Source organism: Mesorhizobium huakuii, assembly GCF_014189455.1.
GTDB classification, from domain to species: Bacteria; Pseudomonadota; Alphaproteobacteria; order Rhizobiales; family Rhizobiaceae; genus Mesorhizobium; species Mesorhizobium huakuii_A.
Window position 1 is genome coordinate 3,544,577 of sequence record NZ_CP050296.1, and the last position, 23,122, is coordinate 3,567,698.

The following is a 23,122-nucleotide window of genomic DNA, read 5'->3' on the forward strand; positions in this document are numbered from 1 at the left end:
AGGACGAAACGCAGAAAACCCCGCCGAAGCGGGGTTTTCCGGGTGCGGTTCATGTCGAAACCAGGGTCCAACGAGGCAGCCTGACCTGAGACGGTATCAGCGTGGCGTGAGACGCCCGCCCCAGCCCTGGACGCATCCGACAGAAGACACCGACCGGGCAAACCCGACCCGGACAGCTATTCGTCGTCGTGGCGCGCGGGAAGGTTCACCGAGGCGCGGAAAAAATCTAATCAGGCCGAATAGCGCTCGGCGAATTCGGAAATGCGCTGCACCACCGCCTTGGGCGCGGTGATGCCGCGCGCCTGCGCCTTCTCGGCAGCTTCCGCCCGCGCACGGCCCGGCACATGCACGCCATAGCGGCGGCGCAAGCGGTCGAGCTGGTCCTTCATCCGCTGCTCGAAATCCGGGTCGAGCAGCTTGGGCTCGATGGCCAGCACGAACAGGCCGGTCCCGGGGCTGTCCGGCCCGCCGCTGAACCAGGGCGCATCGAGCGACCAGTTGGCCCCGGAAATGCCCGCCGCCAGCACTTCGACCATCAGCGCGATGTTGGCGCCGCGCTGGCCGCCAAAGGCAAGCATGGCGCCCTTCATGGCGGCGGCCGGGTCGGTGGTCGGATTGCCGCTGGCGTCCAGCGCCCAGCCTTCGGGGATCTTCTTGCCGTCCTCGGCCGCCTTGCGGATGTTGACGAAGGCGGTGGCGCTCGATGACTGGTCGATGACCAGCGGCGCGCCGTCGGCGGCAGGCGCGGCAAACGACATCGGGTTGGTGCAATAGACCGGCTTGATCGAGCCCGAGCCGGCAAGCACCGCCGGGCCGTTGGTCGCGGCGAACGACACCAGCCCTTGTGCGGCCAGCCTGCCGGTGAAATAGCCGAGCGCGCCGCATGTATAGGCGTTTTTCTGCGAGAAGATGGCGACGCCGAACAGTTTTGCCGCCTTGGCAAGATCGTCGATCGTCCGGTCGAAGCCGGTATGTGCCAGTCCGCCGCGTGCGTCGGAGAGATAGACCGCCAGCGCCGGCCTGGTGATCACCGGATCGGCATTGCCGTCGATGCGCCCGGCTTCCAGCGCTTCGAGATAATCGATGAAATGTGACAGGCCGACGGTCGAAAGCCCTTCCGCCTCCGCGGCGATGATCGAGGCGGTGAGCGATTGCGCCGCCTCCTCATTGGCGCCGGCGCCGAGTGCCGCCATCCGGCACAGTCCTCTTGCCTGGTCGAGACTGAGTTGCATCGCAATAGGTTCCTAAGTGAGTAGCGAATAGGGAGTAGCGAGTAGGGGAATAGCGAGGCGCCCCTATTCGCTACTCACTACTCGCTATTCACCACGTCTTCCTAGCCGACCTTGACCGGAATCCGCGCCTCGATCCGGCTGAGGGCCAGGACCAGAATGCCGGTGATCGCCATATAGATCAACGCCAGCAGCAGCAAGGGCTCGTAGGTGAGGTAGGTGTCCTGCCGCACCTTGCCGGCGACGGCGAAGATGTCGATCACGCTGATCGTCGCCACCAGCGGCGTCGACTTCAACTGCAACACGGTCTCGCCGGTCAGCGTCGGCAGCGCCCGGTAGAAGGCCTGCGGCAGCCAGATGCGCCGGAAGATCTTCCAGCGGCTCATGCCGAAGGCGCGGGCGGCCTCCAGCTGTCCCTTGGGCACGCCGGCAAAGGCGCCGCGCATCACTTCGCCCTCGTAACCGGCGAAGGACAGGGTCAGTGCCAGAACGCCATACGGCCAGGCCTGTCTGAGATAGGGCCACATCCAGGAGTCGCGGATCCATGGATATTGCGGAAACAGCGAGCCCAGCCCGTAATAGAGCAGCCACAGTTGCAACAGCAGCGGCGTACCGCGGATGATGGTGCAGAAGACTTTCGCCGGTGCCGCAACCCAGGTTGAACCGGCGGCCTGCGCCAGCCCGACCGGCACGGCGATCAGGAAGCCGAGCGCGCAGGTGACGGCCAGGATCCACAGGGCGCGCCAGATGCCCATCAGGCCCATTTCCCAATATTGCGGCAGCCAGTCCCAGCGCATGAAAAAGGCGGCCGACAGCACCAGCCCGAGCGCGATCAGGATGAGGACGATGCGATGCGGCTGCAGCCAGAGCGAGGCGCGCGCCGCCGTGTTGATGATGGCTGCTTCGCCCGCCATCAGCGTGCCTCCTTGATCGAAGGCATGCCGCGCCGCGCCCATTTCTCGGCGCGGCCAAGCAGGAAGTTCGAAAACAACGTAACCGCGAGATAGAGCACGCCGGCGGCGAGATAGAATATCAGATAGGCCTTGGTGACGCCTGCCGCCTGCCGTGTCGCCAGCGTCAGTTCGAAGAAGCCGACGACGGCCAGCAGCGCGGTGTCCTTGGTCGCGATCAGCCACAGATTGGCGAGACCTGGAATGGCAAAGGGCAGCATCGCCGGCAGCGTGATGCGCCGCAGGAGAAGGCCGGGAGACATGCCGAAGGCGCGGGCGGCTTCGATCTGGCCCTGCGGGATGGCGAGGATCGCGCCGCGCATGACCTCCGTCGAATAGGCGCCCTGGCAGAAGCCGAGCACGGCTATGCCGGCCACCAGCCCGCTAATATCGACACGCTGGTAACCGATCGCGGTCAGCACCTGGTTTATCAGGTCGGTGCCGGCATAATAGAGCAGCAGGATCAGCACCAGTTCCGGCACGGCGCGCACCACGGTGGTGTAGACCGCGAGCAGGTCGCGCACGACCGGTCCGCCGTAAAGCTTGCCATAGGCACCGCAGACCCCGATGGCAAGGCCGACGATCGTGGCGCCGACGGCAATCTCCAGCGAATGCAGCAGCCCGAGCATGAGTGTGCCGCCCCAGCCGACGGGCGCGGGCGAGAGGAGTTCGATGATGCCGGCCGCCGAGGCCGGAAGAAATGCGTCGATCAGCTTTGCCCCCGGATTGCTGGCTCTATCCGCCGACGCCAGTGGCCGGCGGCAAGCATGCGTGGGAAGCCGGAGAGCACGACTTGGCGTCGTGCCTCCGGCTCATGCGAGGGTCGTCAGTTCGACTGCGCGTCGGCACCGTAGATGTCGAAATCGAAGTACTTCTTCGAGATCGCGTCATATTTGCCGTTGGCGCGGATCGCCTTGATGCCGGCGTTGATCTTTCCCTTCAGGTCGGTGTCTTCCTTGCGCACGCCGGCGCCGACGCCCGGTCCGAGCACCTCGAGATCCGGAGCCACCATGCCCTTCAGGTCGCAGCAGGCTTTGCCCTGGTCGGACTTGAGGAATTCGCCGAGCGCGATGGAATCGGCCTGCACCGCGTCGAGGCGGCCGGCGGCGAGATCCTGGTTGGCCTCGTCCTGCGTCTGGTATTCCTTGATCTCGGACGCCGTGGCGCCGAAGTGCTTCTTGGCGTAGACGGCGTGCACGGTCGACACCTGGACGCCGAGCACCTTGCCCTTGAGGTCGTCAGGCGAGGCGCCGAACTTCTGATCCTTCGGTCCGATGATCGCCGTCGGCGTGTTGTAGTACTTGTCTGAGAAGTCGATCGTCTTCTTGCGTTCGTCGGTGATCGACATCGACGAGACGATGAGGTCGATCTTCTTGGTGGTCAGCGCCGGGATGATGCCATCCCAGGCAACGGGCGTGATGACGCAGTCGAGTTTCTCCTCGGCGCACACGGCGTCGATGAACTCGATCTCCCAGCCGACCCATTTGCCCGAAGCGTCCGGCGAGGTGAAGGGCGGATACGGCTCGGCGGCGACGCCGATCTTGACCGGATCGGCCTTGGCCACGCCCATGGCGGCGACGCCGAGCAGCAGCGCCGCGGCGAATGTCTTCAGCACAGTCTTCATTTCAAACTCCCAGTTTGTTGTTCGTTCCCGGTTTTCTTCCGTCCCGGCCTGTCCCTAGCCGATGTTGCGGATGAACTGCTTGAGCCTTTCGGATTTCGGTGCGCCGAAGATCTGCTCCGGCGGGCCTTCTTCCTCGACCAGCCCGTTGTAGAGATAGACGACGTGGGTCGCGACCTCGCGGGCAAACTTCATCTCATGGGTGACCAGCACCATGGTGCGGCCTTCGCGCGCCAGATCGCCGATCACCTTCAGCACCTCGCCGACCAGTTCGGGGTCGAGCGCCGAGGTCGGCTCGTCGAACAGCATGACGCGCGGATTGATGGCAAGCGCGCGGGCGATCGCGGCGCGCTGCTGCTGGCCGCCCGACAGATAGGCGGGATAGACGTCGCGTTTTTCGGCAAGCCCGACGCGCACAAGCAGCTTTTCGGCCTGGACGATCGCCTCGTCGCGCTTGACGCCGAGCACATGCACGGGAACCTCGATGACGTTTTCGATCAGCGTCATGTGACTCCACAGGTTGAAATTCTGGAACACCATGCCGAGCTTGGAGCGGATGCGCTCGATCTGCCTGCGGTCGGCCGGAACGGTGTGGCCATGGCTGTCCGCCCTGAGCTTGATCTCCTCGCCATTGACGCGGATGATGCCGCTGGTCGGATTTTCCAGGCAGTTGATGCAGCGCAGCAGCGTCGATTTGCCCGAGCCCGAGCCGCCGATGATGGCGATCACCTCGCCATCGCGCGCCGACAGCGACACGCCCTTCAGCACATGCAACTGGCCGAATTTCTTGTGCAGGTTTTCGACATGGATGGCTTCGGCGGCGCCGTCCTGCGCCTTGCCGGATTGGACTGCGGCAGCCTCCACCGCGCTCACCGGGTGACCTCTATAGGGTCGGCGGCAGTTCGTCGAACGTCTATCCGGCTAATCAACATATACGCTGTACTGCCCCGCTCCAGACTTCAGCATGGACCCAACGGCGCGAGCCCGTCAATCCCGCTCATTACGGCACTTGCGAGCTTGTTGTGCAAGTGTATAAATAGCCTCTCATGAAATTTTCTTGATTTTTTTCAGCAAAAGAAGGGCTTCGATGAGCGCTTTCGGATCACAGTCCATGGCGGCGCCGCTGCGACGCGTGCTGATGCGGTCGGCGGCCAATGCCATGCGCAACGCCGACAGAGCTGCCTGGCACTATGGCCCAGGATTCAATCCGGCGAAAGCAGCATCGCAGCATGCGCTCCTTGCTGAACTGGTGGCGGCTTCCGGTGCCGAAATCGAATGGATCGAGGACAAGGCCGATGGCCTTTCGGATTCGGTGTTCACGCACGACCCGTCGCTGATGACCGACCGCGGCGCGCTGATTCTGTCCATGGGCAAGCCTTTGCGCGCCAGCGAGCCCTCGCTGCATGAGGAAACCTACACAAGGCTGGGCATTCCGATCCTCGGTCGCGTCGAGGCGCCTGGCCAGGTCGAAGGCGGTGATTGTGTCTGGCTGGACGCCCGCACGCTGGTGATCGGGCGCGGTGTCCGCTCCAACCAGGAAGGCATCCAGCAGGTCTCCAGCCTGCTGACGCCGCTGGGCGTTTCCGTCTACGGCTTTGACCTGCCGCTATGGCAGGGCGAAGAGGCATGCCTGCATCTGATGTCGGTGATCAGCCCGCTGGCCGACGACCTCGCTTTGGTCTATTCGCCGCTTTTGCCGGCCCCGTTCTATCAGATGCTGAAAGCGCGCAACATCCGGCTGGTCGAAGGCGACGCCGACGAGTTCGCGGCTTCCAACGGCCTCAGCCTGAATGTGCTGCCGACCAGCCCACACAAGGTCATTGCCGTTGCGGGCTTTCCAAAAACCAAGGCCGCGATGGAAGCCGCCGGCTGCACGGTCGAAATCTTCGAGGCGGATGCGCTCTGCATCGCCTGCGAGGGTGGGCCGACATGCCTGACGCGGCCGATCCTGCGCCAATGAATGCGCCAACCCGCCGCAGGTTCCGCCGCGAGGGCGAAGAGCGGCGGCGGCAGGATCTGATCGAGGCCACTCTGGACAGCGTGGCGGAACATGGCCTGCAGGGCGCCACCTTGCGCACCATCGCATTGCGTGCCGGCGTCACCGCCGGGCTGATCCGGCACTATTTCCCCGGCAAGGAAGAACTGCTGCAGGAAGCCTATGCGGCGCTCATGGACCGCATGACCGAGCAGGCGAAAGCGGCGTTGGTCATGGAAGATGCCTCACCGCGCCAGCGCCTTGCGGCTTTCGTCACCGCCAACCTCAACGTGCCGATCATCGACGCGCGGGTGTTTTCACTCTGGGCAACCTTCATCGGCCGTGCCGGTGCGGATCCGAGCCTGGCTCGCGCCCACCGCGAAGGCTACCTTGGCTTTCGCAATGAGGTGGAAGCGGTTGTGACCGAGGTGCTTGCCGCCGAACGGCGCACGCCGGACGCAAGCCAATTGCGCCACCATGCCATCGCGATCAATGCGATCATCGACGGACTCTGGATTGAAGGCTGCCTGGCCGGCGAGATGTTCTCGCCCGGCGAATTGGCGGCGATTGGCATCAAGACTGTCGAGGCCGAACTAGGCCTCGCGCCGCTAAAGCAATTCCAGGAAAAGTGACATGCGGTTTTCCGTCCGGAATTGCGTTGAAAACAAAGGGACCGAGCCGATCACTGTTCCGAACAGTGATCGGCTCTAAGGGAGGAGAACCAATGACAACACTCGGCGAAGCCCTCATCACGCTGCTCGAAGCGCATGGCGTCGACACCGTCTTCGGCATTCCAGGCGTCCACACGGTCGAGCTCTACCGAGGCCTGGCGCGCTCGAAAATCCGCCATGTCACGCCGCGCCACGAACAGGGCGCCGGCTTCATGGCCGACGGTTATGCCCGTGCCAGCGGCAGACCGGGCGTCGCCTTCGTCATCACCGGACCGGGGCTGACCAATACCATCACCGCCATGGGTCAGGCGCGCGCCGATTCGGTGCCGATGCTGGTCATATCCGGCGTCAACGCCATGCCGACGCTGGGCAAGGGGCTGGGCTTCCTGCACGAGCTGCCGGACCAGCGGGGCATGATGGAGAAGGTGGCGCTGCTGTCGCTACGCGTCACCCAGGCCAACGAATTGCCGGGCGCGCTGGCGCAGGCCTTCGCGCTGTTTTCATCCTCGCGGCCCGGCCCGGTGCACATCGAGATCCCGACCGATGTCATGGTCATACCGGCTGACGATATCGCGGCGCTGCTGAGCAATTCGGCCCCGCCGGCGCCGAACGGTGCGGCAATAGCAAGTGCAGCCAAACTCATCGCCACTGCCCGCCATCCGCTGATCCTGGCCGGCGGCGGCGCCAAGCGGGCCGAGGCGGCGCTGCGGCGGCTGGCCGAGGCCCTCGGCGCGCCGGTCGTCGAGACCACCAATGCGCGCGGTCTGCTACACCGCCACCCGCTCTGCGTACCGGCAAGCCCAAGCCTGAAGGCGGTTCGTGCCCTGATGGCCGAGGCCGATCTGGTGATTGCCGCCGGTACCGAATTCGGCCCGACCGACTATGACGGCTATGGCGACGGTGGCTTTGTGCTGCCTTCCAACCTGATTCGCATCGACATCGGCGCCGATCAGCTCGCGCGCCGCCCGGTGACGGTTGGCATCCAGGCCGACTGCGCCGAGGCAATCGAAGCCTTGCTGGCGGCGATCGGCCCCGCCCATGCCGCCGCGCCGGACGGTGAGGCACGTGCCGCCGCGGCACGGAAGGCGGCATTCGCCGAGCTCAGCCCGGCCTATGTGGCGCAGGTGCATGCCGTGGAAACGATCCGCGATGCTTTGCCGGGCGCCATCATCGTCGGCGACTCGACACAGCCGATCTACGCCGCGAACCTCTACTATGACCACGATCGACCGGCCGGCTGGTTCAACGCCGCCACCGGCTTCGGCGCGCTTGGTTACGGCCCGCCGGCGGCAATCGGCGCCGCCCTTGCCATGCCCGACGTGCCGGTCGTCTGCCTGACCGGCGACGGCGGCTTCCAGTTCACATTGCCGGAACTGGGTGTCGCACTTGATTCCGACGCGCCGGTCATCTTCGTGGTCTGGAACAACAGGGGCTATCGCGAGATCGAAACCTCGATGCTCGATGTCGGCGTCGAACCTGTCGGGGTCTCGCCGGCGCCGCCGGATTTCTGCAAGCTGGCCGAAGCCTATGGCATATCAGCCGAACGGCTGGCCGAGATCGGCGCCTTGCCACAGGCGCTGAAGCGCGCCCGGGCAACGGGATTGCCCTGCGTCATCGAAATCACGGTCGATTGAAGCCTGCAGGCCAGCGTTGATTGTCCAACCTGCATCGGACGCTTTGCCGGCTCGGCTGTGCCGCGACAGCCACATGGCTGACGGCATATGCGTTCTGACGCATGCAAAGACGCGACAGCTGCCATGTCGAGATATCAGTTGAGTGATCGCCGGAAAGGCGCGACGCTTCGCGTCGGCGGGGCACAACAAGCGACAAAATCATAAAAACACGACAGGAGCGGTCCAGGATGACGGAAACACTTCAAGGCAGGCATATCGTTGTGACCGGTGGAACCGGCGCGCTCGGCGGTGCAGTGGTTGGCCGGCTGCTGGAACAGGGCGCGATCTGCCATGTGCCGAACGCGCACGCCGCGGCACCCCCAGCATTTTCCCTTCGCCGCGCACGAGAATGTCAAGCTGGCGCACAATGTCGACCTGTCGGACTCCGCCAAGGTTGAAAGTTTCTATGCCCAGGTTCCTGCCTTGTGGGGATCGATCCATCTGGCCGGCGGTTTCGCCATGGCGCCGGTGGAAAAGATCGAATCGGCGTCCTTTGCCGAGATGATGGACACCAACGCCCGCACCACCTTCCTGTGCAGCCGCGCCGCAATCCGTTCGATGCTGACATCGGGCACATCAGGCCGCATCGTCAACGTCACCGCACGCGCGGGTCTTGATCCCAGGCGCGGTGCCGGCATGGTCGCCTACACGGCCAGCAAGGCGGCGGTCGCGGCCATGACGGTGGCGATGGCCGAAGAGCTCAAGGCCAAGGGCATCCTGGTCAATGCCGTGGCGCCGTCGACGCTCGACACGCCGGCAAACCGCGCCGACATGCCGGATGCCGATTTCACCAAATGGGTCAGCCTCGAAGCGGCGGCCGAGGCCATCGCCTATCTCGCCTCGCCCGCCAACCAGGCGATGAGCGGAACGCTGGTGCCGCTCTACGGCCGGGCATAGCTCAGCATCCGTCGACCTGGCTTTCGCCAGAAGTCGACCTGGCTTCCAAAGAAAAACCCCGCCGGATCGCTCCGGCGGGGTTTTGTTTTCGAGATGACGCGAAGGGTTTCGCGTTGCGAAGGACTTAGTTGCCCTGCTTCTTCAGCGCGGCACCCAGGATATCGCCCAGCGAAGCGCCGGAGTCGGTCGAGCCGTACTGGGCGACCGCTTCCTTCTCTTCGGCGATTTCCAGCGCCTTGATCGAGACCTGCAGCTTGCGGGTCTTCTTGTCGAAGGCGATGACGCGGGCATCGACCTTCTGGCCGACGGTGAAGCGCTCGGGGCGCTGCTCGTCGCGGTCACGGCTCAGGTCGGAGCGCTTGATGAAGGTCTCGATGCCGCTGTCGACCAGCCGCACTTCCAGACCGCCATCCTTGACGCCGATGACTTCGCAGGTGACGACGGCGTTCTTGCGCAGTTCGCCCGAAGTCGCCGCTTCGCCGACCGTGTCGCGGGCCAGCTGCTTGATGCCGAGCGAGATGCGCTCCTTCTCGATGTCGACGTCGAGCACCTGCGCCTTGACCATGTCGCCGCGATTGTACTCTTCGATGACCTGCTCGCCCGGACGGGTCCAGTCGAGGTCGGAGAGGTGCACCATGCCGTCCACGTCGCCTTCGAGGCCGATGAACAGGCCGAACTCGGTCTTGTTCTTGACCTCGCCCTCGACCTGGCTGCCGACCGGGTGGCTGCGCGCGAACGCTTCCCACGGATTTTCCAGCGTCTGCTTGAGGCCGAGCGAGATGCGACGCTTGGCCGGATCGACCTCGAGCACGACAACGTCGACTTCCTGGGTCGTCGACAGGATCTTGCCGGGATGCACGTTCTTCTTGGTCCACGACATTTCCGAAACGTGGATGAGGCCTTCGATGCCCGGCTCCAGCTCGACGAACGCGCCGTAGTCGGTGATGTTGGTGACGGTACCCTTGATCTTCTTGCCGATCGGGAACTTGGTGCCGATCTCGGACCACGGATCGCTCTCGAGCTGCTTCATGCCGAGCGAGATGCGGTGGGTTTCCTGGTTGATGCGGATGATCTGCACCTTGACCGTCTGACCGATGTTGAGGATTTCGGTCGGATGGTTGACGCGGCGCCAGGCCATGTCGGTGACATGCAGCAGGCCGTCGATGCCGCCGAGGTCGACGAACGCACCGTAATCGGTGATGTTCTTGACGACGCCTTCGACAACCTGGCCTTCTTCGAGGTTCTGCACGATTTCCGAACGCTGTTCGGCGCGGCTCTCCTCGAGCACGGTGCGGCGCGACACCACGATGTTGCCGCGGCGGCGATCCATCTTGAGGATCTCGAAGGGCTGCGGGTTGTGCATCAGCGGGGAGACATCGCGGATCGGGCGGATATCGACCTGGCTGCGCGGCAGGAAGGCCACGGCGCCGTCGAGGTCGACGGTGAAGCCGCCCTTGACCTGGTTGAAGATGACGCCTTCGACGCGCTCACCCTTGGTGAACTTCTCCTCGAGACGGACCCAGCTCTCTTCGCGGCGGGCCTTTTCACGCGAAAGCATCGCTTCGCCAAGCGCGTTCTCGATGCGCTCGACATAGACTTCGACGGTGTCACCGACCTTGAGGGTGGTGTCCTTGCCCTTGACGCCGAATTCCTTCAGCGGCACGCGGCCTTCGACCTTGAGGCCGACGTCGATGATAGCCATGTCTTTTTCAATGGCGGTGATGATGCCCTTGACGACCTGGCCTTCGCCGGAATGGCCGGCGGTAAAAGATTCTTCGAGCAGGCTCGCGAAATCATCGCGAGTGGGATTTGCAGCTGACATATTTTCTCCTGGAGTGCCCCGCATCTCTAAGCGGGACGGGCGCCGTGGGTTAGCGTTGCGTTGGCCTGCCGGCGTTCCGGGCTTTAAAAGCCCTGGGCCGCTTTAAAGCGGCAATTCCGGCGCATGAAGAATGCTGGCAGGCTGGTTCGTGCCCGATATGGGTATTTTCTTCGTTTCCGGCAACGGAAATGCGGGAGAAAACCCGGATCAGGCCTTGTTTCTCTTGGCCATGACCTCGTCGATGATCGCCATGGCTGCGAGAAACGCGGCTTCTATAGCCATTTCGCTGGTATCAAGCAAGTGCGCGTCGGCGGCCGGCTTCAAGGGTGAGTCGGCGCGGCCCATGTCGCGCTCGTCCCGGCGCACGATGTCGGCGAGGATTTCGGTGAAATTGGCGGTGCCGCCGATGCTTTCGATCTCGGCCAGCCGGCGCTTGGCGCGCACCTCCGCACTTGCCGTCACATAGAGTTTGATGTCGGCATCGGGGCAGACGACAGTGCCGATGTCGCGCCCGTCCAGCACCGCGCCCGGCGGCGTCCTGGCAAATGCGCGCTGCTTTTCCACGAGAATGCGCCGCACGGTCGGGAACACCGCGACCTTCGAGGCTGCCTCGCCGACGGCATGTGCCGACAGCACCGCGCGGTCGAGCTTGGCCAGGTCGACCTGGCGGGCGGCGGTTTCGGCCGCCGAGAGATTCTCGAGAGGCAGCGCGTGCTGGATCAGCGCATAGGCCACCGCGCGATAAGTGAGGCCGGTGTCGAGCAGGTTCAGCCGGTAGTGGTCGGCGAGACGCCGGGCGAGCGTGCCTTTGCCTGCGCCGGCGGGTCCGTCGATGGCGATGGTGAAGGTCGAGGTCATTGGCAGGCCACCATAGACAATCCAGACAAGCGCCGCGATCCTTCGCGCCCCCCTCTGTCCTGCCGGACATCTCCCCCACGAGGGGGAGATCGGCCGTCATCGCGGCCTTGGCCAATTGTCTACGTTGCAGAATTGAGCGAAGCGCCAAAACTGCCAATCTCCCCCCTGGGGGGAGATGTCCGGCAGGACAGAGGGGGGCGCTGTCCCGCCAACGTGCCAAGGCTATTGGTTGCCACGACGGTCACTCGATCTCCGCGCCCAGCCCCTTCATCAATCCCATGAACTCCGGAAAACTCGTCGCGATCATCGCCTGGTCGTCGATGGTCACCGGCTTTTCCGTCGCCAGCCCCATGACGAGAAAACTCATGGCGATGCGGTGGTCGAGATGCGTCTTGACCGTCGTATCCAGGCCGTTGGGATGCCGACCAAGCCCCTTGCCGCCGGGCTTGCCGCGCACGGCAAGCGACGCCTCGCCTTCGGTGCAGTCGACGCCGTTGAGCTTCAGCCCGTTGGCGACGGCCGACAGCCGGTCGGATTCCTTGACGCGCAGCTCCTCCAGCCCCTGCATCAGCGTCTCGCCTTCGGCGAAGCTCGCGGCAACAGCCAGCACTGGATACTCGTCGATCATCGACGGTGCCCGTTCCGACGGCACGGCGACGCCCTTGAGTTCGGAATAGCGCACGCGCAGATCGGCGACATCCTCGCCGCCGGCATTGCGCGGGTTCAAAATGTCGATCTGGCCGCCCATCTCCTGCAGCGTCAGAAGCAATCCGGTGCGGGTCGGGTTCATCAGCACGTTTTCGATAACGATATCGGAACCCGGCACGATCAGCGCCGCCACCAGCGGGAAGCCGGCCGAGGACGGGTCGCCGGGTACTGCGATCGTCTGGCCAGTCAGCTTGCCCTGGCCTTCGATGAAGATGTGGCGCACGCCGCGCTCGTCGGTCTCGACCGACAGATTGGCGCCAAAACCTTTGAGCATCTTTTTCGGTATGGTCGCGCGTCATCACCGGTTCGATGACCGTGGTGATGCCGGGCGTGTTGAGGCCGGCCAGCAGCACCGCCGACTTCACCTGCGCCGAGGCCATCGGCACGCGGTAGGTGATCGGGGCGGCATGCTTGGGTCCATGCAGCGTGATCGGCATGCGGTCGCCAGGCGTCGCCTTCAGCACCTGTACGCCCATCTGGCGCAGCGGCTCGAGCACACGGCCCATCGGCCGGCCCGACAGCGAAGCGTCGCCGATGAAGGTCGTCTCCATGTCATAAGTACCGACAAGGCCCATGGTCAGCCGCGAGCCAGTGCCGGCATTGCCGAAGTCGAGCGGCCCTTCCGGCTGCAAGAGCGCACCGTTGCCGGTGCCGCGGATCACCCATTCGGCGCCGCGCTTTTCGATATGCGCGCCCATCGCCTTCATGGCTGCGCCCGTGCGCATCACGTCCTCGCCTTCGAGCAGGCCGGTGATACGGGTTTCGCCGGAGGCGAGGCCGCCGAACATGAAGGAACGATGCGAGATCGACTTGTCGCCCGGCACGCGGGCGGTGCCGGAAAGGGCTTGAGATTTACGGGCGGTGGCCGGCTTGGCAGCGGCGGCGTGAGACATGGAATTTCCCTGGACGGAATGCCGGCGGGCCGGCGCTTTTCATTTGTTGCGGCGGTCTCGTATCACGCCGGGGCGAAATGGTCATCCCCATGGTCGTCACTTGGCGCGAGGCCTTTCAGGACTTGGTTTTGTGACGCCGGCTTTTGGCTTTGACAGCGCCGCAAACAGTGGTTAAGGGGACCACTCTTTTATTCACGAGGCTTGCCGTGGCAAAAACCGAACTTGGCACAAAGCGTATCGACCCCGAGACGGGTCGAAAATTCTACGACCTGAACAAGGACCCGATCGTCTCGCCCTACACCGGCAAGACCTATCCGCGTTCCTATTTCGAGGAAGGCAAGATCGCCGCCCTCGAGGAGGAAGAGGAAGTGGCCGAGAAGGAAGTGGACGCCGAGGACGAAGAGGGCGTTGAAGTCGTCTCGCTCGAAGAGGCCGACGAGGACGTCAAGGGTGACGACCTGCCGGATCTCGGCGATGACGAGGACGTTGATCTCGGCGACGAAGAGGATGACACCTTCCTTGCCGACGAAGAAGAAGAAGACGACGACGTTGCCGACATGATCGGCGTCGGCGACGACGACGACGAGGTCTGATCGACCCGGGACGCCAACGTTTGCAGGCTTTCTCGGCCTGTGAACAAAAAGCCGATATTCAAGGCTTGATATCTTGGAAAGGCGGGGTTAGAAGCCGCCTGCACTAACGGCGCGGTGTTCCAACCCGCGCTGATCTCTTCGCCGGAAACGGCGCCGGCTGACTGCCGGGAGTGGGGCCATAGCTCAGTTGGGAGAGCGCTTGAATGGCATTCAAGAGGTCGTCGGTTCGATTCCGATTGGCTCCACCAAACAAATTCAATCACTTACGTGATATGGCCGGTTCCCAGAGGATCGGCCTTTTTGCTTCGAGGGTAACGACAAGGGTAACGCCGTTAAAATGATGGTGGATGAATCCGCCACCGTCGGGTTTTAAGACCGGCAAATTTGCCGGTCTTCTCTGGAATTCCCCAAAGTCATGCGATTTCAAACTGTTACAGCATCCGTTCCCCGTGAAACGCCGCTCCTGGCCCGCTCGACTTTCGCAATGCGGGCGATGTCTCTTGCGAGGGCGTCCACCAACTGGTCCTCTTCGAAGCAGTTTTTGCGATGGACGCGCATCTTCACCTGGACCTCGGCAACAGAACGCGCCGGATAGCGCAGCACGCGGTCGGCAGCCTCGTCGTTCCGTTTCAACTGTTGGCGAAAGGCCCTGAATGGCTCCTCAAATTCCGGTCGGCCCTTAACTGCTTCGCATTCCGCCTCCCACTGATCGAGCCGCGTCTTGTTCATCTCCTGATACTCATCCAGGGCTGCATAGATCGGGTTGCCAGTGTTCATCTGATCCATTCTCAGTGTGCGAAACCGCTCATAGAGTTCGGCAGGGGCCTCAACGTGATCTGGCTTTGGCGGTTTTGCCACAAACAAGGCTTCCTCTGCGGCCGTGTGCGCCGCCTCGAGTTGCTCGTACCTCCTCCACTCGGCGTTGAAGGCGGCTTCCAACTTCCGGAGCTTCGGATCGACTGCCGGGCGGCCCTTCGCGTTCGCTGTGGGCTCGGCGTGTGCCTTAGCGATCGCTCCAAGGGCTGCCATTCCCGCAATGCCGGCGGCGGCCGATGCCGCGACGATCGCGCGGCGGTTTACGTGCTGGTTCATGAAACTCAACTTTCCTGTTCGCATCGTGGCCTCCTCCGCTCGCCCAGCAAAGGGCATCAGCAGGCGCTCGACGAGGCCAGGGCGTTGTGGATTGTGGGGAAACGCGTCAACGGGTCCTTGTATGGTTTCCGACATGTGAATTTGCCTCCGCAACGGTGATATTTACACCATTAACGGTAATGCCATACCCTATTTGATGTCAACGATAATTGGTGATAAAAACACCACATGAAGCCAGTTCAATGCCGAATGGGGCGCGCAGCCCTCAATTGGAGCACACTCGACCTCGCCAAGGCGGCCGATGTCGGAGGCAATACCGTCAATCGTTTTGAGGCCGGCCAGGATGCTCGCGTCAGCAGTGTCGACAAGATGCGGGGCGCCCTCGAGGCGGCCGGCGTCATCTTCGTTGACGAGAACGGCGAAGGGCCTGGAGTACGGCTGAGAAAATCGCAGTGATCGAAAGCGGCAAAATTTGCCGCGTCGGCGAGTTTACCATTAAGGCGCGGCAGCTCGCGCCATGCGCGCGGGCAAATCGGCTTGCGCGCGAATGGCCGTTATGCTCTTGCTGAGAAATGAACAGCTCAGCCGGCGGAAACTTTTGGCCAAATCTAAGCGGCGTCGCACAAGTTGTTGAGCGCGTAGCCACTCACAATGTTCTGGCTCCGACCCACTGGCAAAGCTTTATCGAGCTGTTTTTCTTGGTGCCCGGAGCGATCTGGACGCACGGAATTCCACAAGCCGTCTTTGTAGCTCTCATTTGTGCGGTGGTAGGCAAATCCGTGTTCCTCAACCTTTGGTTTGCAATCAAAGACCCTGATCGGCTCCAACGTGAAGAGCACTTGATCGAAAAACGCAGAATCGATTTGCTACTAGACGACAGGCATCGGCCAGGATCAATCGCCACAATCGATGCGACTCCGACCGCAAACACCCACATCGCCTCTGAGGGAGGCCGCGATGGCTGAAGATCAGACGATTAAAGTCTACATTGTCAACTTTGATGCGACGGAAATAACTCAACCGCAGTTGTATTTTAGACTTGGATCAATGAACCAATTCTGCGTTGGTGACCCAGATGTAATTGCGTACTGGAACTATATTCCACTGTTGTATATGTTGAAATCTCGCCAGAGCGCGGCAACCCTCGCGCGAAAACTTGTGCCAATTCTTGGGGACAGGTTTCTAATTGCTGCCATTGACCCCTTCAATATCGACGGGCAAATGTTGCCTGCTGCTTGGGACTGGCTTTACTTCGATCATGAGGCGGCGGCAAAAAGCAAGCTGCTGGGCGGCATGCTCCCGGCCAGTTGATCGTCGCCACCTCGTTGCAGCGCGCCGGCGGCGGCGTTCGACCTAACGGCAGCCGACACTCGCGGGCCAATAAACCTCTGATTCAACACATGGGAATAGAGCCGGATCTTACGCTCAAGCGCTGTTTCAGTGCTGGCCACGTGAAACACCTAACGCTTGAACGTTGGTTTCCAGTCGCGATTCCTCTCCCGATTTTGGCCTTCATAGTCCGGGATGCAGGTGAAGAACACCGGCCGGCGATCGCGGCCCTCGGCCTTGCATTTCAAGCAGCCGAACAGCCCGACCAAGTCCTGATGCATTGAGCCGTGATCTGGCCCGAGCTTATCGATCAGCGCCTGGACGTCGAGCTTTGTCGATCGGCAGCACATCGGGTGGCTGCAATTCACGTACAGCGTTTCGCGGGCGGCCAGGGTGTCGGCGAGGGTGTTGGACATGGTGGCGATCTCCATCGAAGGGGTCGCCGCAACGGGAGGATTATATTCCTCATATTAGGAGCGCTGCAAGCACCTTGCGCATAGCTGCGCGCTGCGCGATGCTGACGGCGGGGAAAAGGGAGGGCCGAGCTGTGCTAAAGTTTGTTATTGTTTCAATATTGTTCGGCGTCGCCTTCCTAAGGCCAGCGGCGGCCGGCGAATCTGAAGATAGTGTCAAAAACGCCTTTTTACTTTGCGCGATGATCGACAACACGGGGATTGCCAGCGCACCTTGCGAAGTGTCGGGCTGGAGCAGTTCCGTAACTGCTGTCTTCGACATGAGCAGCGGCCAAGCTCGCGATCTCTGCGACCAGGTTGCCCAGATGATGCGCGACAAGGGAGCGCGTTTTGGGCAGGGCTGGACGCTACAAATCAAGTCGCCATATAGCGGCGATAACACGATCGCGTTTTGTCATTTGTAGGAGCTTCTTCCGTTTTAGGGCTAAGACCTCGGGAAAGCCGCCGTTCCCGGTCATCACGTCGTCGGACACGACGGCCAAATGTTACTCTTGGTCCTTCTTTCCGCCCGATAAGACGGTCAGGTACGGCCTGGCCTTGTCGGGGATCTCGACGCCGATCGAGCCACTTTTCAGGTGTTCCAAGATCGGCCGGATCTTCTCCAAAACGTCTGCCATCACCTGCTGCTCGCCGTCGCCACGCCGGCCCGCATCGGCCATGGCGCAGACCATGAAGCCGAAGAAATGCGCCACCGCAGCATGAGCATAATCCCACTCCGGAGCGGACAGCAGCGGCATGGTCACGGTCTGCGTAAATCCGGTTGCCGCGTGCCAGCACCACTTTTCATTTTCGCCTTCAAACGGTCCTAGACCTGTATTGGGGAAGGTCATGAGCGTTTGGGCTTCCGGCCGGTCGACAACAGCCCTGCCTTGACGGCTGCATGCGTCATCCGCGACGCCACGAAGTCCGAGGTGAATGCCTCGAAAATCTCGCCGGTGCCGGGGAAGCTGAAGTGCAAGGTCGTCGTCGCCGAATCGCGAGCTGTGGCGCCGCCGGTCGCCGGTCGAGGCGCCAGGCCGCCTGTGGCCATGCGCGGGATCGCCAGTTGCGACATCGAGCGGTTGAAGCCATCAACGAATCCACCGAGCGAAAATCCCTCCAGCGACGGCAAGAAACCCTGGTTGAGGGCATTGAGGAAGCCGACGCCGAAGCGCCTTACCGCTGCCGCCTGCATGACGAATTCGCCATTGGACAGCCAGGCCAGGATCGAGTCGCTCGTCGGGCCGCCGGCACCGACGACATGGCCGCCGCCAGCGAAACCGCCATGGGAGCCGCCCGAATCCGACGACGACGAGCTGGCCGCCTGCGACCTGAGCGAAGCCGCCGCCGCTGCGGCCTGCTGCAACGCCGAGATGATCGACGCGATCTGCGCGTTGATCTGCGAGGCGAGGCTGCTGACGATCGACGACAGGCTGGCGAAGCCGCCCTGGATCAGGCCCTGCAGGCCGGACATGATCGCGCCGATCTTGGACGGCAGGCTTTCGAACGGCGTCACCAATGCCGTTGCCGCCTGGTCGGCCGAGCTGGCGTCGATCGAGCCTAGCGCGTCGTTGACGCCGCTGGCGGCATCCTGCGCGGCTGGCGCGATCTTGTTGACGTCGGTGACGATGCCGTCGACGGCGGACGCAGCTGCGTCCGGCTTGATGGCATTGGGCACCGCGGCGATGCTGTTGGTGACGTCGTTCGACACGGTCTTCAGGTTGTCGGCAGCCGACTTGCCGCTGGCCGCGACACCGTCGAGAGACTGCTTGGCCTGGTCGGCACGGTGGGCGACACCGTCGATGACGTCGAATGTCTCTTTCGATAATTGGCCGCCCGGTCCGCCGCCGCGAAAAACGGTAATCTGATGATCGAGGTTTTCGACCTTGGCGGCCGAGGTGTCGGCCGCGGTGCCGAGTTGCGTTACGCCGGTTGCGGCCTGTGCCGTCCCCTGACGAAGATCCTCGATGTTGCCGACGACCTTTCCGTCGAGCGTCTTCTGGACGTCGTCGAGTTCGCGCGTCCGCTTGGCGAGGTTGATGTTCGCCCGCAGCAGGGCTTCGGTCTGCGTGTCGATGTCGGCGCCGAGCGGTGCGGCGAACTCACCGCCCTGCTTCATGGCGTCGACGATCTGCTGCTGTTGCGCGACCTGCGCCTTAGCGTCCTCCAGCGCCGCCCGCGCGGAATCGAGATGCGCCTGCGCCAGGCGCTTGAGGTTTTCCTCGGCGCCGGGCACGCCAGCCTTCACGGCGTCGATAGCCGCCTTCAGTTCATCGAGCGCGGCCTTATGCGCGTTGGTGGAACTGATCCAGCCCTGTCGCTTGGCCCGCTCGCGCTCCCAGACGGCGATGACCACTTCCAGGGCCGCCGCAATAGCCAGGATGATGCGTCCGGCGGGAGTGGCGGTCAGCGCGGTGCTGAGAAACGCAATCGCCTCAACGACAAGCAGGATGGCAGACCGCAGCAGTCCGAAACCACCGATCAACTTGAAGATCGTGGCGCCGATCAGCACCTCGCCCGAGGTGATGTTGGTGCCGAAAATGCCGTTGATGGCCGTAATAGTCAGATCGGCGGCGGCCCGCAATTTCGTCATGGCCGGGATGATCACGCCGGTCGCGACGTGCTCGAAATCCTGCCCGAAGCCGACGATGTTGTCGCGCCAGGTGATGAGCCATTTGTTTGACGTGACGTCGGCGTCCCTGCCGGACAGCGTGGCGAAGAAATCCTTGATGAAGACCGTCGCCGTCTGGACGCCGTTCCTGACGAAATCGAGGATGGCGACGCGGTTGCGCACGATGATGTCGCGGAAAGCATTTGCCGCGGCGGCGAAGGCCGGGGCGAAGATAAGACCGACCTGGCGCGACAGCCCGGCCGTGGTCTTTTTGAGTTCCGACAACGAATTGTTGAACGCTTCGGCCGCCTTGATCTGATCGTCGGAGAAGATGATTCCCAGCCGCGCCGCCTCGTCTTCAAGCCCCTGGATGCCTTTGGCCCCCTGGTTCAGGAACGGGATAAGCTTGGTGCCTTCGATGCCGAACAGCTTGACCGCGATCGCCGACTTGTTGGCGCCGTCCGGCAGTTTCTGGAAGGCGTCGGCGACCTGCTTCAGCAGGGTTTCATTGTCCTTCAGCTTGCCGCCGGCATCCTTGACCTTGATGCCGAGCATGTCGAAACCGGTCGATGCCGCCCTGGTCGTCGCCTTGAGTTTGTCCGCCTTGCCGCCGAAGCGGACGACCTCGACGCCGATGTCGGCGAAGGCCTGCGTGGTGTAGCCGATGCCCTGCTTGATGTCGGCGCCGGTCTGATTCAGCGAACTGCCGATCTTGCCGGCGCCCTTGGCGGTCTCGTCGGCGGTCTTGACGATCTGCTTGTTGAAGCTCGCCATCGCCGTGTTGAACTGGCCCTGGCTGACGTCGGCCTCACCGGCGGCGAAAGCCAGCTTCTGATAGGAAGCCGCCTGCAGGCCGGCCGCCTGCGCCGCGTCGCCGGCCTGCTGGGCGGCCTCGGCGCCGGACTTGGCCAGACTGAGGATGAAGGGAGCCGCCGCCGAAACGGCGACGCTGATCACACCAATTCCAGCGGCAACGCGCTCGAAGGTGGAAACGATGTCGCTGCCGAAATTGTGCAGGGCGCCGCCGAGAGTGGCCAGCGACACGCCCTTGGCGGCATCGTCGATCTTCTTGATCGCCGTCTCGCCGGTCGTGCCAAGCGTCTTCAGCTCGGCCGTCATCTCGGCGCCGCCGAGCAGCTTGATCAGGACGTTGATCGCGTTGCGGGTTGCCATTTTGCTAATTTCCTTCTTTCGATTCGGAATTCGTGACCGCGCGCGGTCTCCGCGTAGCGTGGTGCGCCCTGGCCGATCGACGCGCCCTCTCGGCGCGGCAGGCTTGGCCGCACACGCTGGCGGGCTTCCGGCGGCCCTGCACGACGGCAAGGAACGGCGCGCCGCAGATCTCACAGATCAGCCGATGCTCGACGTGCGTGGCCATCACAGCACCGTCACGGCGAGCACGACGGCGCAAGAAGTAGCGAAGGCGAGCCAGGCGAGCATCAGGCCTTGCCCCCGCACAATACGGCCAGCTTCGGCTGAAGTCTGCCGGTCCTCCAATTGCGCACCAAGGGTCCTGCCTGCATCGCAAAGGCGAAGGCCTCGGGGTATTGTTTCTCCATGCTGTTCATCACCAGGTTGATACATTCCTGATCGACGAAATGATCTGGCTCCCTGCCGATGCAAAACGTGCGCAGGAACTGGATCGCGTGGTGTTCCTCGATCGTCCTATTTTGCATCGGTAGCTACGCTCCGAACTTCTTGTTGACCTTGTCGATGACCTTGTCCCAGCCGGCCGCGACCGCATGATGATCCCGTGGCTTGTAGTGGGGATCCTCGGACATCGGGAAGTGGTTGCTGATTTCAACCGAATCGGCCGCGACCTTTTCGGCCTGGAGCCGGGAATACACGACACGTTGCGTGCAGCCCTCGGCGATGAAGGCGGCCACGCGCCCAGGCTTGCCCATGAGATGGCATGTCGCGGCCATGTCTGCCATTTCGCGCCGGATGGTCTCGGCCTGGGCGGCCCATGCCGGCTCGATCGTCGCGAACTGATGTTGGCTCGGAGCCCAGTCCGCCGGCGTTTCGCCTGTCTGCGCGGCGTTCCATACCTCGGAAAACGCCAAGTTCGACGCCGCCGACTGGCGGCCATTGAACTCGGCGTCGAATGACGATGCGAGCGCCTCGACGGCCTTGCCGTGGCCCTTGATAAACTCCCAGAACTTGGCGGTGGCGTTTGCCGGCGTCTTCTGGGCCGGTGGCGTCCAGTCGCCTGCCAGCATCGCCGCGAGCGCGACCATGCGCTCTGGCGCCTTTGTGTACAAACGGTAGTCGAACGCCGCGGCACGCATCGACGCTTCGGCCTCGACTCCGGTTGCATATTTTTTCGCCACCGCTTCCTCGCCCGTCATCCAGGTTTCGGCGGTCATCTCGGCGAGGATCTCGGCGCTCGGGCGGCCAGTGCGCGCAGCGTAGATCTCGGCCATGGCGGTGTCGGTGGCAGTCAGACCCGCGATCTGCTTTTCATGATCGCCGACGTTGCCCACCGTGTACGCCGCCGCTCGGTGGATCATCATCAGGCTGCCGGTTTTCATCGTGATGGTGTCGCCTGCCATGGCAATCACGGATCCGGCGGATGCCGCGACGCCTTCGATGGCGACATGGACCTTGCCGGCGTGCGCCTTCAGCAGATTGAAAATAGCGACACCCTGGTCAGCCAAGCCGCCGCCCGAGTTGATGCGCACCTTCACATCGCGTTTGCCGATTTTTGCGAGGGCGGTGGCGACATCGCTGTCGCTGAAGAACGAAACGTCAGGCAAAAATTGCGCGCCAACGGTGCCGAAAAGCAGGATCTCGCCTTTGGTGAGAACGTCCATGTTGTGTTTTCTCCTTGTTCAAAAATGCGACCTTGTCAGCCTTGACCCTCGAAGGAAATTTCGCGGCAGGGAGGCCGACTTGCCGTTGTCGGACTGGGTCGCGGTAGCCCTCACATCATCCGCCGCGTGTGGTTCATAAGGACGGCAACGAATCGTCCGAAGCGAGCACCGCGCGCGGATCGGCGTCAGCGCGGCGAAGGATCTCGATGCCGGCGGCTTCCGCGTTGCGCACGAGCGCCTCCTCGGCGAGCTCGAGCTCGAAGATGTCGGCATCGAGCTTCGTCACTATCTGCCGATGCGCTTCGGTCGAAGGGCCGTCGCCGGTCCCGTAGCTCTCGCTGATCAGCGCGGCGACACGCTCGCGCAGCAGCGGCGCCGCGAAGCCGAGAGCGACCTCACCCATATTGCTCGGCAGTATGGCCGGCGGACGATAATCCTCGCGCTGCGTGAACACCTGCGCATAGAAAAAGCGCTCCGCACGCTCGCCGAGCTGGGCGAGGAAGGCGTCAAGCCGCTTCAGCGCTTCCTGCTTCGGCACTGGAGTGCTTTCGACCTGGTTGCGCTTGGCCTTCAGGTCGGAGATCTCGGCGCGCAGCGCGTCCAGGCCTTCCGTGACTTCCACCGAGGCGGACTTCGCCGCTTTCAGCATACCGGCAAGTTTCACGGCCAAGGTCATGCCAACCTCCCCCGGTTGTCGACCATGCGCTGGCAGCTGCTGTGCAGGTTCCCTGCGGCGGCCGAGCGCTGGCTGGCGTCCGCTTCAGCGGCGCGCGCCGAAATCAGGTCGGCTTCCACCTTGGCAAGATCGGCTCTTGCCCGGGCGATGCTCTGTCTGACCTGGTCGGGATCCGAAGAAGTCTTCAGATAGCCCTCCAGCTTCGCGATGAGGGCCATGGCTGCGCTCCGTTGCCGGCACAACTCGTTGCAACGGTCGT

General features: G+C 63.1%; 23 protein-coding genes, 1 tRNA gene and 2 pseudogenes. 10 read left to right on the top strand and 16 right to left on the bottom strand.

Going from position 1 to position 23,122, the window contains the following annotated elements:
* Positions 1-230: 230 nt before the first annotated feature.
* The 5 genes from HB778_RS17560 to HB778_RS17580 form a co-directional block, all read right to left on the bottom strand.
* Complete coding sequence (locus tag HB778_RS17560; RefSeq protein WP_183464937.1) at positions 231-1,232, bottom strand: Ldh family oxidoreductase; 1,002 nt, start codon at positions 1,230-1,232, stop codon at positions 231-233.
* 101 nt (positions 1,233-1,333) lie between these two features.
* Positions 1,334-2,143, bottom strand: a complete 810-nt coding sequence (locus HB778_RS17565; RefSeq protein ID WP_183464938.1) for an ABC transporter permease — start codon at positions 2,141-2,143, stop codon at positions 1,334-1,336.
* Positions 2,143-2,808 (bottom strand): ABC transporter permease, encoded by a 666-nt coding sequence (locus tag HB778_RS17570; protein ID WP_183464939.1) that lies wholly within the window; start codon positions 2,806-2,808, stop codon positions 2,143-2,145. Before HB778_RS17570 ends, HB778_RS17565 begins: the two co-directional genes overlap by 1 nt.
* A gap of 197 nt (positions 2,809-3,005) precedes the next feature.
* Entirely contained in the window at positions 3,006-3,803 is a 798-nt protein-coding gene (locus tag HB778_RS17575) for a transporter substrate-binding domain-containing protein (protein WP_183464940.1), read from the bottom strand.
* Between the two features lie 54 nt (positions 3,804-3,857).
* A complete protein-coding gene (locus HB778_RS17580; RefSeq protein WP_280515967.1) occupies positions 3,858-4,673 on the bottom strand; it encodes an ABC transporter ATP-binding protein in 816 nt (271 codons plus the stop codon).
* A 214-nt stretch (positions 4,674-4,887) separates the two neighbouring features.
* Between HB778_RS17580 and HB778_RS17585 the strand changes: the two genes are divergently transcribed.
* The 4 genes and pseudogenes from HB778_RS17585 to HB778_RS17600 all read left to right on the top strand — a co-directional run bounded on the left by HB778_RS17585 (position 4,888) and on the right by HB778_RS17600 (position 9,016).
* The gene (locus HB778_RS17585; RefSeq protein WP_183464941.1) at positions 4,888-5,760 is read left to right on the top strand and encodes a dimethylarginine dimethylaminohydrolase family protein; all 873 of its coding nucleotides are present in this window, start codon (positions 4,888-4,890) and stop codon (positions 5,758-5,760) included.
* Complete coding sequence (locus tag HB778_RS17590; protein ID WP_244661947.1) at positions 5,757-6,407, top strand: TetR family transcriptional regulator C-terminal domain-containing protein; 651 nt, start codon at positions 5,757-5,759, stop codon at positions 6,405-6,407. The genes HB778_RS17585 and HB778_RS17590 overlap by 4 nt, the downstream gene beginning before the upstream one ends.
* Positions 6,408-6,499: 92 nt before the next feature.
* Positions 6,500-8,080, top strand: coding sequence for a 5-guanidino-2-oxopentanoate decarboxylase (locus HB778_RS17595; RefSeq protein WP_183464943.1), 1,581 nt, complete (start codon positions 6,500-6,502; stop codon positions 8,078-8,080).
* 227 nt (positions 8,081-8,307) lie between these two features.
* Positions 8,308-9,016: pseudogene (locus tag HB778_RS17600) on the top strand (SDR family NAD(P)-dependent oxidoreductase).
* 124 nt (positions 9,017-9,140) lie between these two features.
* Here HB778_RS17600 and rpsA read toward each other — a convergent pair.
* The 3 genes and pseudogenes from rpsA to aroA all read right to left on the bottom strand — a co-directional run bounded on the left by rpsA (position 9,141) and on the right by aroA (position 13,297).
* Positions 9,141-10,838 (bottom strand): 30S ribosomal protein S1, encoded by a 1,698-nt coding sequence (gene rpsA / locus HB778_RS17605; protein ID WP_096452929.1) that lies wholly within the window; start codon positions 10,836-10,838, stop codon positions 9,141-9,143.
* 207 nt (positions 10,839-11,045) lie between these two features.
* The gene (cmk, locus tag HB778_RS17610) at positions 11,046-11,696 is read right to left on the bottom strand and encodes a (d)CMP kinase (protein ID WP_183464944.1); all 651 of its coding nucleotides are present in this window, start codon (positions 11,694-11,696) and stop codon (positions 11,046-11,048) included.
* 241 nt (positions 11,697-11,937) lie between these two features.
* A pseudogene (gene aroA, locus HB778_RS17615) lies at positions 11,938-13,297 on the bottom strand (3-phosphoshikimate 1-carboxyvinyltransferase).
* A 206-nt stretch (positions 13,298-13,503) separates the two neighbouring features.
* Between aroA and HB778_RS17620 the strand changes: the two are divergent.
* Together HB778_RS17620 and HB778_RS17625 are read left to right on the top strand one after the other, a co-directional pair.
* Positions 13,504-13,890, top strand: a complete 387-nt coding sequence (locus tag HB778_RS17620) for a TIGR02300 family protein (RefSeq protein ID WP_095200844.1) — start codon at positions 13,504-13,506, stop codon at positions 13,888-13,890.
* A 172-nt stretch (positions 13,891-14,062) separates the two neighbouring features.
* Positions 14,063-14,138: transfer RNA gene (locus HB778_RS17625), tRNA-Ala, on the top strand.
* Positions 14,139-14,313: 175 nt separating this feature from the next.
* Here HB778_RS17625 and HB778_RS17630 read toward each other — a convergent pair.
* Positions 14,314-15,117, bottom strand: coding sequence for a hypothetical protein (locus tag HB778_RS17630; RefSeq protein ID WP_183464945.1), 804 nt, complete (start codon positions 15,115-15,117; stop codon positions 14,314-14,316).
* A 114-nt stretch (positions 15,118-15,231) separates the two neighbouring features.
* Here HB778_RS17630 and HB778_RS17635 point away from each other — a divergent pair, with 114 nt between their 5' ends.
* The 3 genes from HB778_RS17635 to HB778_RS17645 all read left to right on the top strand — a co-directional run bounded on the left by HB778_RS17635 (position 15,232) and on the right by HB778_RS17645 (position 16,293).
* Positions 15,232-15,438: a helix-turn-helix domain-containing protein gene (locus tag HB778_RS17635; protein WP_244661949.1), complete on the top strand. Its 207-nt coding sequence runs from the start codon at positions 15,232-15,234 to the stop codon at positions 15,436-15,438.
* A 116-nt stretch (positions 15,439-15,554) separates the two neighbouring features.
* The gene (locus tag HB778_RS17640; protein ID WP_183455582.1) at positions 15,555-15,947 is read left to right on the top strand and encodes a hypothetical protein; all 393 of its coding nucleotides are present in this window, start codon (positions 15,555-15,557) and stop codon (positions 15,945-15,947) included.
* On the top strand, positions 15,940-16,293 hold the full coding sequence (locus tag HB778_RS17645; protein WP_183455584.1) for a hypothetical protein: 354 nt from the start codon (positions 15,940-15,942) through the stop codon (positions 16,291-16,293). Before HB778_RS17640 ends, HB778_RS17645 begins: the two co-directional genes overlap by 8 nt.
* A gap of 149 nt (positions 16,294-16,442) precedes the next feature.
* On the opposite strand, the gene HB778_RS17650 is transcribed toward HB778_RS17645, so the two are convergent.
* Entirely contained in the window at positions 16,443-16,742 is a 300-nt protein-coding gene (locus HB778_RS17650) for a hypothetical protein (RefSeq protein WP_183455587.1), read from the bottom strand.
* A 116-nt stretch (positions 16,743-16,858) separates the two neighbouring features.
* Between HB778_RS17650 and HB778_RS17655 the strand changes: the two genes are divergently transcribed.
* Complete coding sequence (locus HB778_RS17655; protein WP_244661502.1) at positions 16,859-17,188, top strand: hypothetical protein; 330 nt, start codon at positions 16,859-16,861, stop codon at positions 17,186-17,188.
* 81 nt (positions 17,189-17,269) lie between these two features.
* Here the strand turns inward: HB778_RS17655 and HB778_RS17660 are convergent, their stop codons facing one another.
* The 6 genes from HB778_RS17660 to HB778_RS17685 all read right to left on the bottom strand — a co-directional run bounded on the left by HB778_RS17660 (position 17,270) and on the right by HB778_RS17685 (position 23,081).
* Positions 17,270-17,614, bottom strand: coding sequence for a hypothetical protein (locus HB778_RS17660; protein WP_183455589.1), 345 nt, complete (start codon positions 17,612-17,614; stop codon positions 17,270-17,272).
* Positions 17,611-20,547, bottom strand: coding sequence for a phage tail tape measure protein (locus tag HB778_RS17665; RefSeq protein ID WP_183455591.1), 2,937 nt, complete (start codon positions 20,545-20,547; stop codon positions 17,611-17,613). Before HB778_RS17665 ends, HB778_RS17660 begins: the two co-directional genes overlap by 4 nt.
* Positions 20,548-20,813: 266 nt before the next feature.
* On the bottom strand, positions 20,814-21,050 hold the full coding sequence (locus HB778_RS17670) for a hypothetical protein (protein WP_183455593.1): 237 nt from the start codon (positions 21,048-21,050) through the stop codon (positions 20,814-20,816).
* Positions 21,051-21,056: 6 nt separating this feature from the next.
* The gene (locus HB778_RS17675; protein ID WP_183455595.1) at positions 21,057-22,187 is read right to left on the bottom strand and encodes a head maturation protease, ClpP-related; all 1,131 of its coding nucleotides are present in this window, start codon (positions 22,185-22,187) and stop codon (positions 21,057-21,059) included.
* A 133-nt stretch (positions 22,188-22,320) separates the two neighbouring features.
* The gene (locus tag HB778_RS17680) at positions 22,321-22,863 is read right to left on the bottom strand and encodes a hypothetical protein (protein ID WP_183455597.1); all 543 of its coding nucleotides are present in this window, start codon (positions 22,861-22,863) and stop codon (positions 22,321-22,323) included.
* Positions 22,860-23,081 carry a hypothetical protein gene (locus HB778_RS17685; protein WP_183455599.1) on the bottom strand — a complete coding sequence of 74 codons (222 nt, stop codon included), beginning with the start codon at positions 23,079-23,081 and terminating at the stop codon, positions 22,860-22,862. Before HB778_RS17685 ends, HB778_RS17680 begins: the two co-directional genes overlap by 4 nt.
* Positions 23,082-23,122: the final 41 nt, after the last annotated feature.

Coding starts and splice junctions, on each gene's coding strand:
- HB778_RS17650 (WP_183455587.1), bottom strand. CDS start 16,742: ATGGAGATCGCCACCATGTCCAACACCCTCGCCGACACCCTGGCCGCC.
- HB778_RS17590 (WP_244661947.1), top strand. CDS start 5,757: ATGAATGCGCCAACCCGCCGCAGGTTCCGCCGCGAGGGCGAAGAGCGG.
- HB778_RS17565 (WP_183464938.1), bottom strand. CDS start 2,143: ATGGCGGGCGAAGCAGCCATCATCAACACGGCGGCGCGCGCCTCGCTC.
- HB778_RS17685 (WP_183455599.1), bottom strand. CDS start 23,081: ATGGCCCTCATCGCGAAGCTGGAGGGCTATCTGAAGACTTCTTCGGAT.
- HB778_RS17630 (WP_183464945.1), bottom strand. CDS start 15,117: ATGTCGGAAACCATACAAGGACCCGTTGACGCGTTTCCCCACAATCCA.
- HB778_RS17680 (WP_183455597.1), bottom strand. CDS start 22,863: ATGACCTTGGCCGTGAAACTTGCCGGTATGCTGAAAGCGGCGAAGTCC.
- HB778_RS17570 (WP_183464939.1), bottom strand. CDS start 2,808: ATGCTCGGGCTGCTGCATTCGCTGGAGATTGCCGTCGGCGCCACGATC.
- cmk (WP_183464944.1), bottom strand. CDS start 11,696: ATGACCTCGACCTTCACCATCGCCATCGACGGACCCGCCGGCGCAGGC.
- HB778_RS17560 (WP_183464937.1), bottom strand. CDS start 1,232: ATGCAACTCAGTCTCGACCAGGCAAGAGGACTGTGCCGGATGGCGGCA.
- HB778_RS17660 (WP_183455589.1), bottom strand. CDS start 17,614: ATGACCTTCCCCAATACAGGTCTAGGACCGTTTGAAGGCGAAAATGAA.
- HB778_RS17670 (WP_183455593.1), bottom strand. CDS start 21,050: ATGCAAAATAGGACGATCGAGGAACACCACGCGATCCAGTTCCTGCGC.
- HB778_RS17640 (WP_183455582.1), top strand. CDS start 15,555: ATGAACAGCTCAGCCGGCGGAAACTTTTGGCCAAATCTAAGCGGCGTC.
- HB778_RS17635 (WP_244661949.1), top strand. CDS start 15,232: ATGGGGCGCGCAGCCCTCAATTGGAGCACACTCGACCTCGCCAAGGCG.
- rpsA (WP_096452929.1), bottom strand. CDS start 10,838: ATGTCAGCTGCAAATCCCACTCGCGATGATTTCGCGAGCCTGCTCGAA.
- HB778_RS17675 (WP_183455595.1), bottom strand. CDS start 22,187: ATGGACGTTCTCACCAAAGGCGAGATCCTGCTTTTCGGCACCGTTGGC.
- HB778_RS17645 (WP_183455584.1), top strand. CDS start 15,940: ATGGCTGAAGATCAGACGATTAAAGTCTACATTGTCAACTTTGATGCG.
- HB778_RS17585 (WP_183464941.1), top strand. CDS start 4,888: ATGAGCGCTTTCGGATCACAGTCCATGGCGGCGCCGCTGCGACGCGTG.
- HB778_RS17665 (WP_183455591.1), bottom strand. CDS start 20,547: ATGGCAACCCGCAACGCGATCAACGTCCTGATCAAGCTGCTCGGCGGC.
- HB778_RS17595 (WP_183464943.1), top strand. CDS start 6,500: ATGACAACACTCGGCGAAGCCCTCATCACGCTGCTCGAAGCGCATGGC.
- HB778_RS17575 (WP_183464940.1), bottom strand. CDS start 3,803: ATGAAGACTGTGCTGAAGACATTCGCCGCGGCGCTGCTGCTCGGCGTC.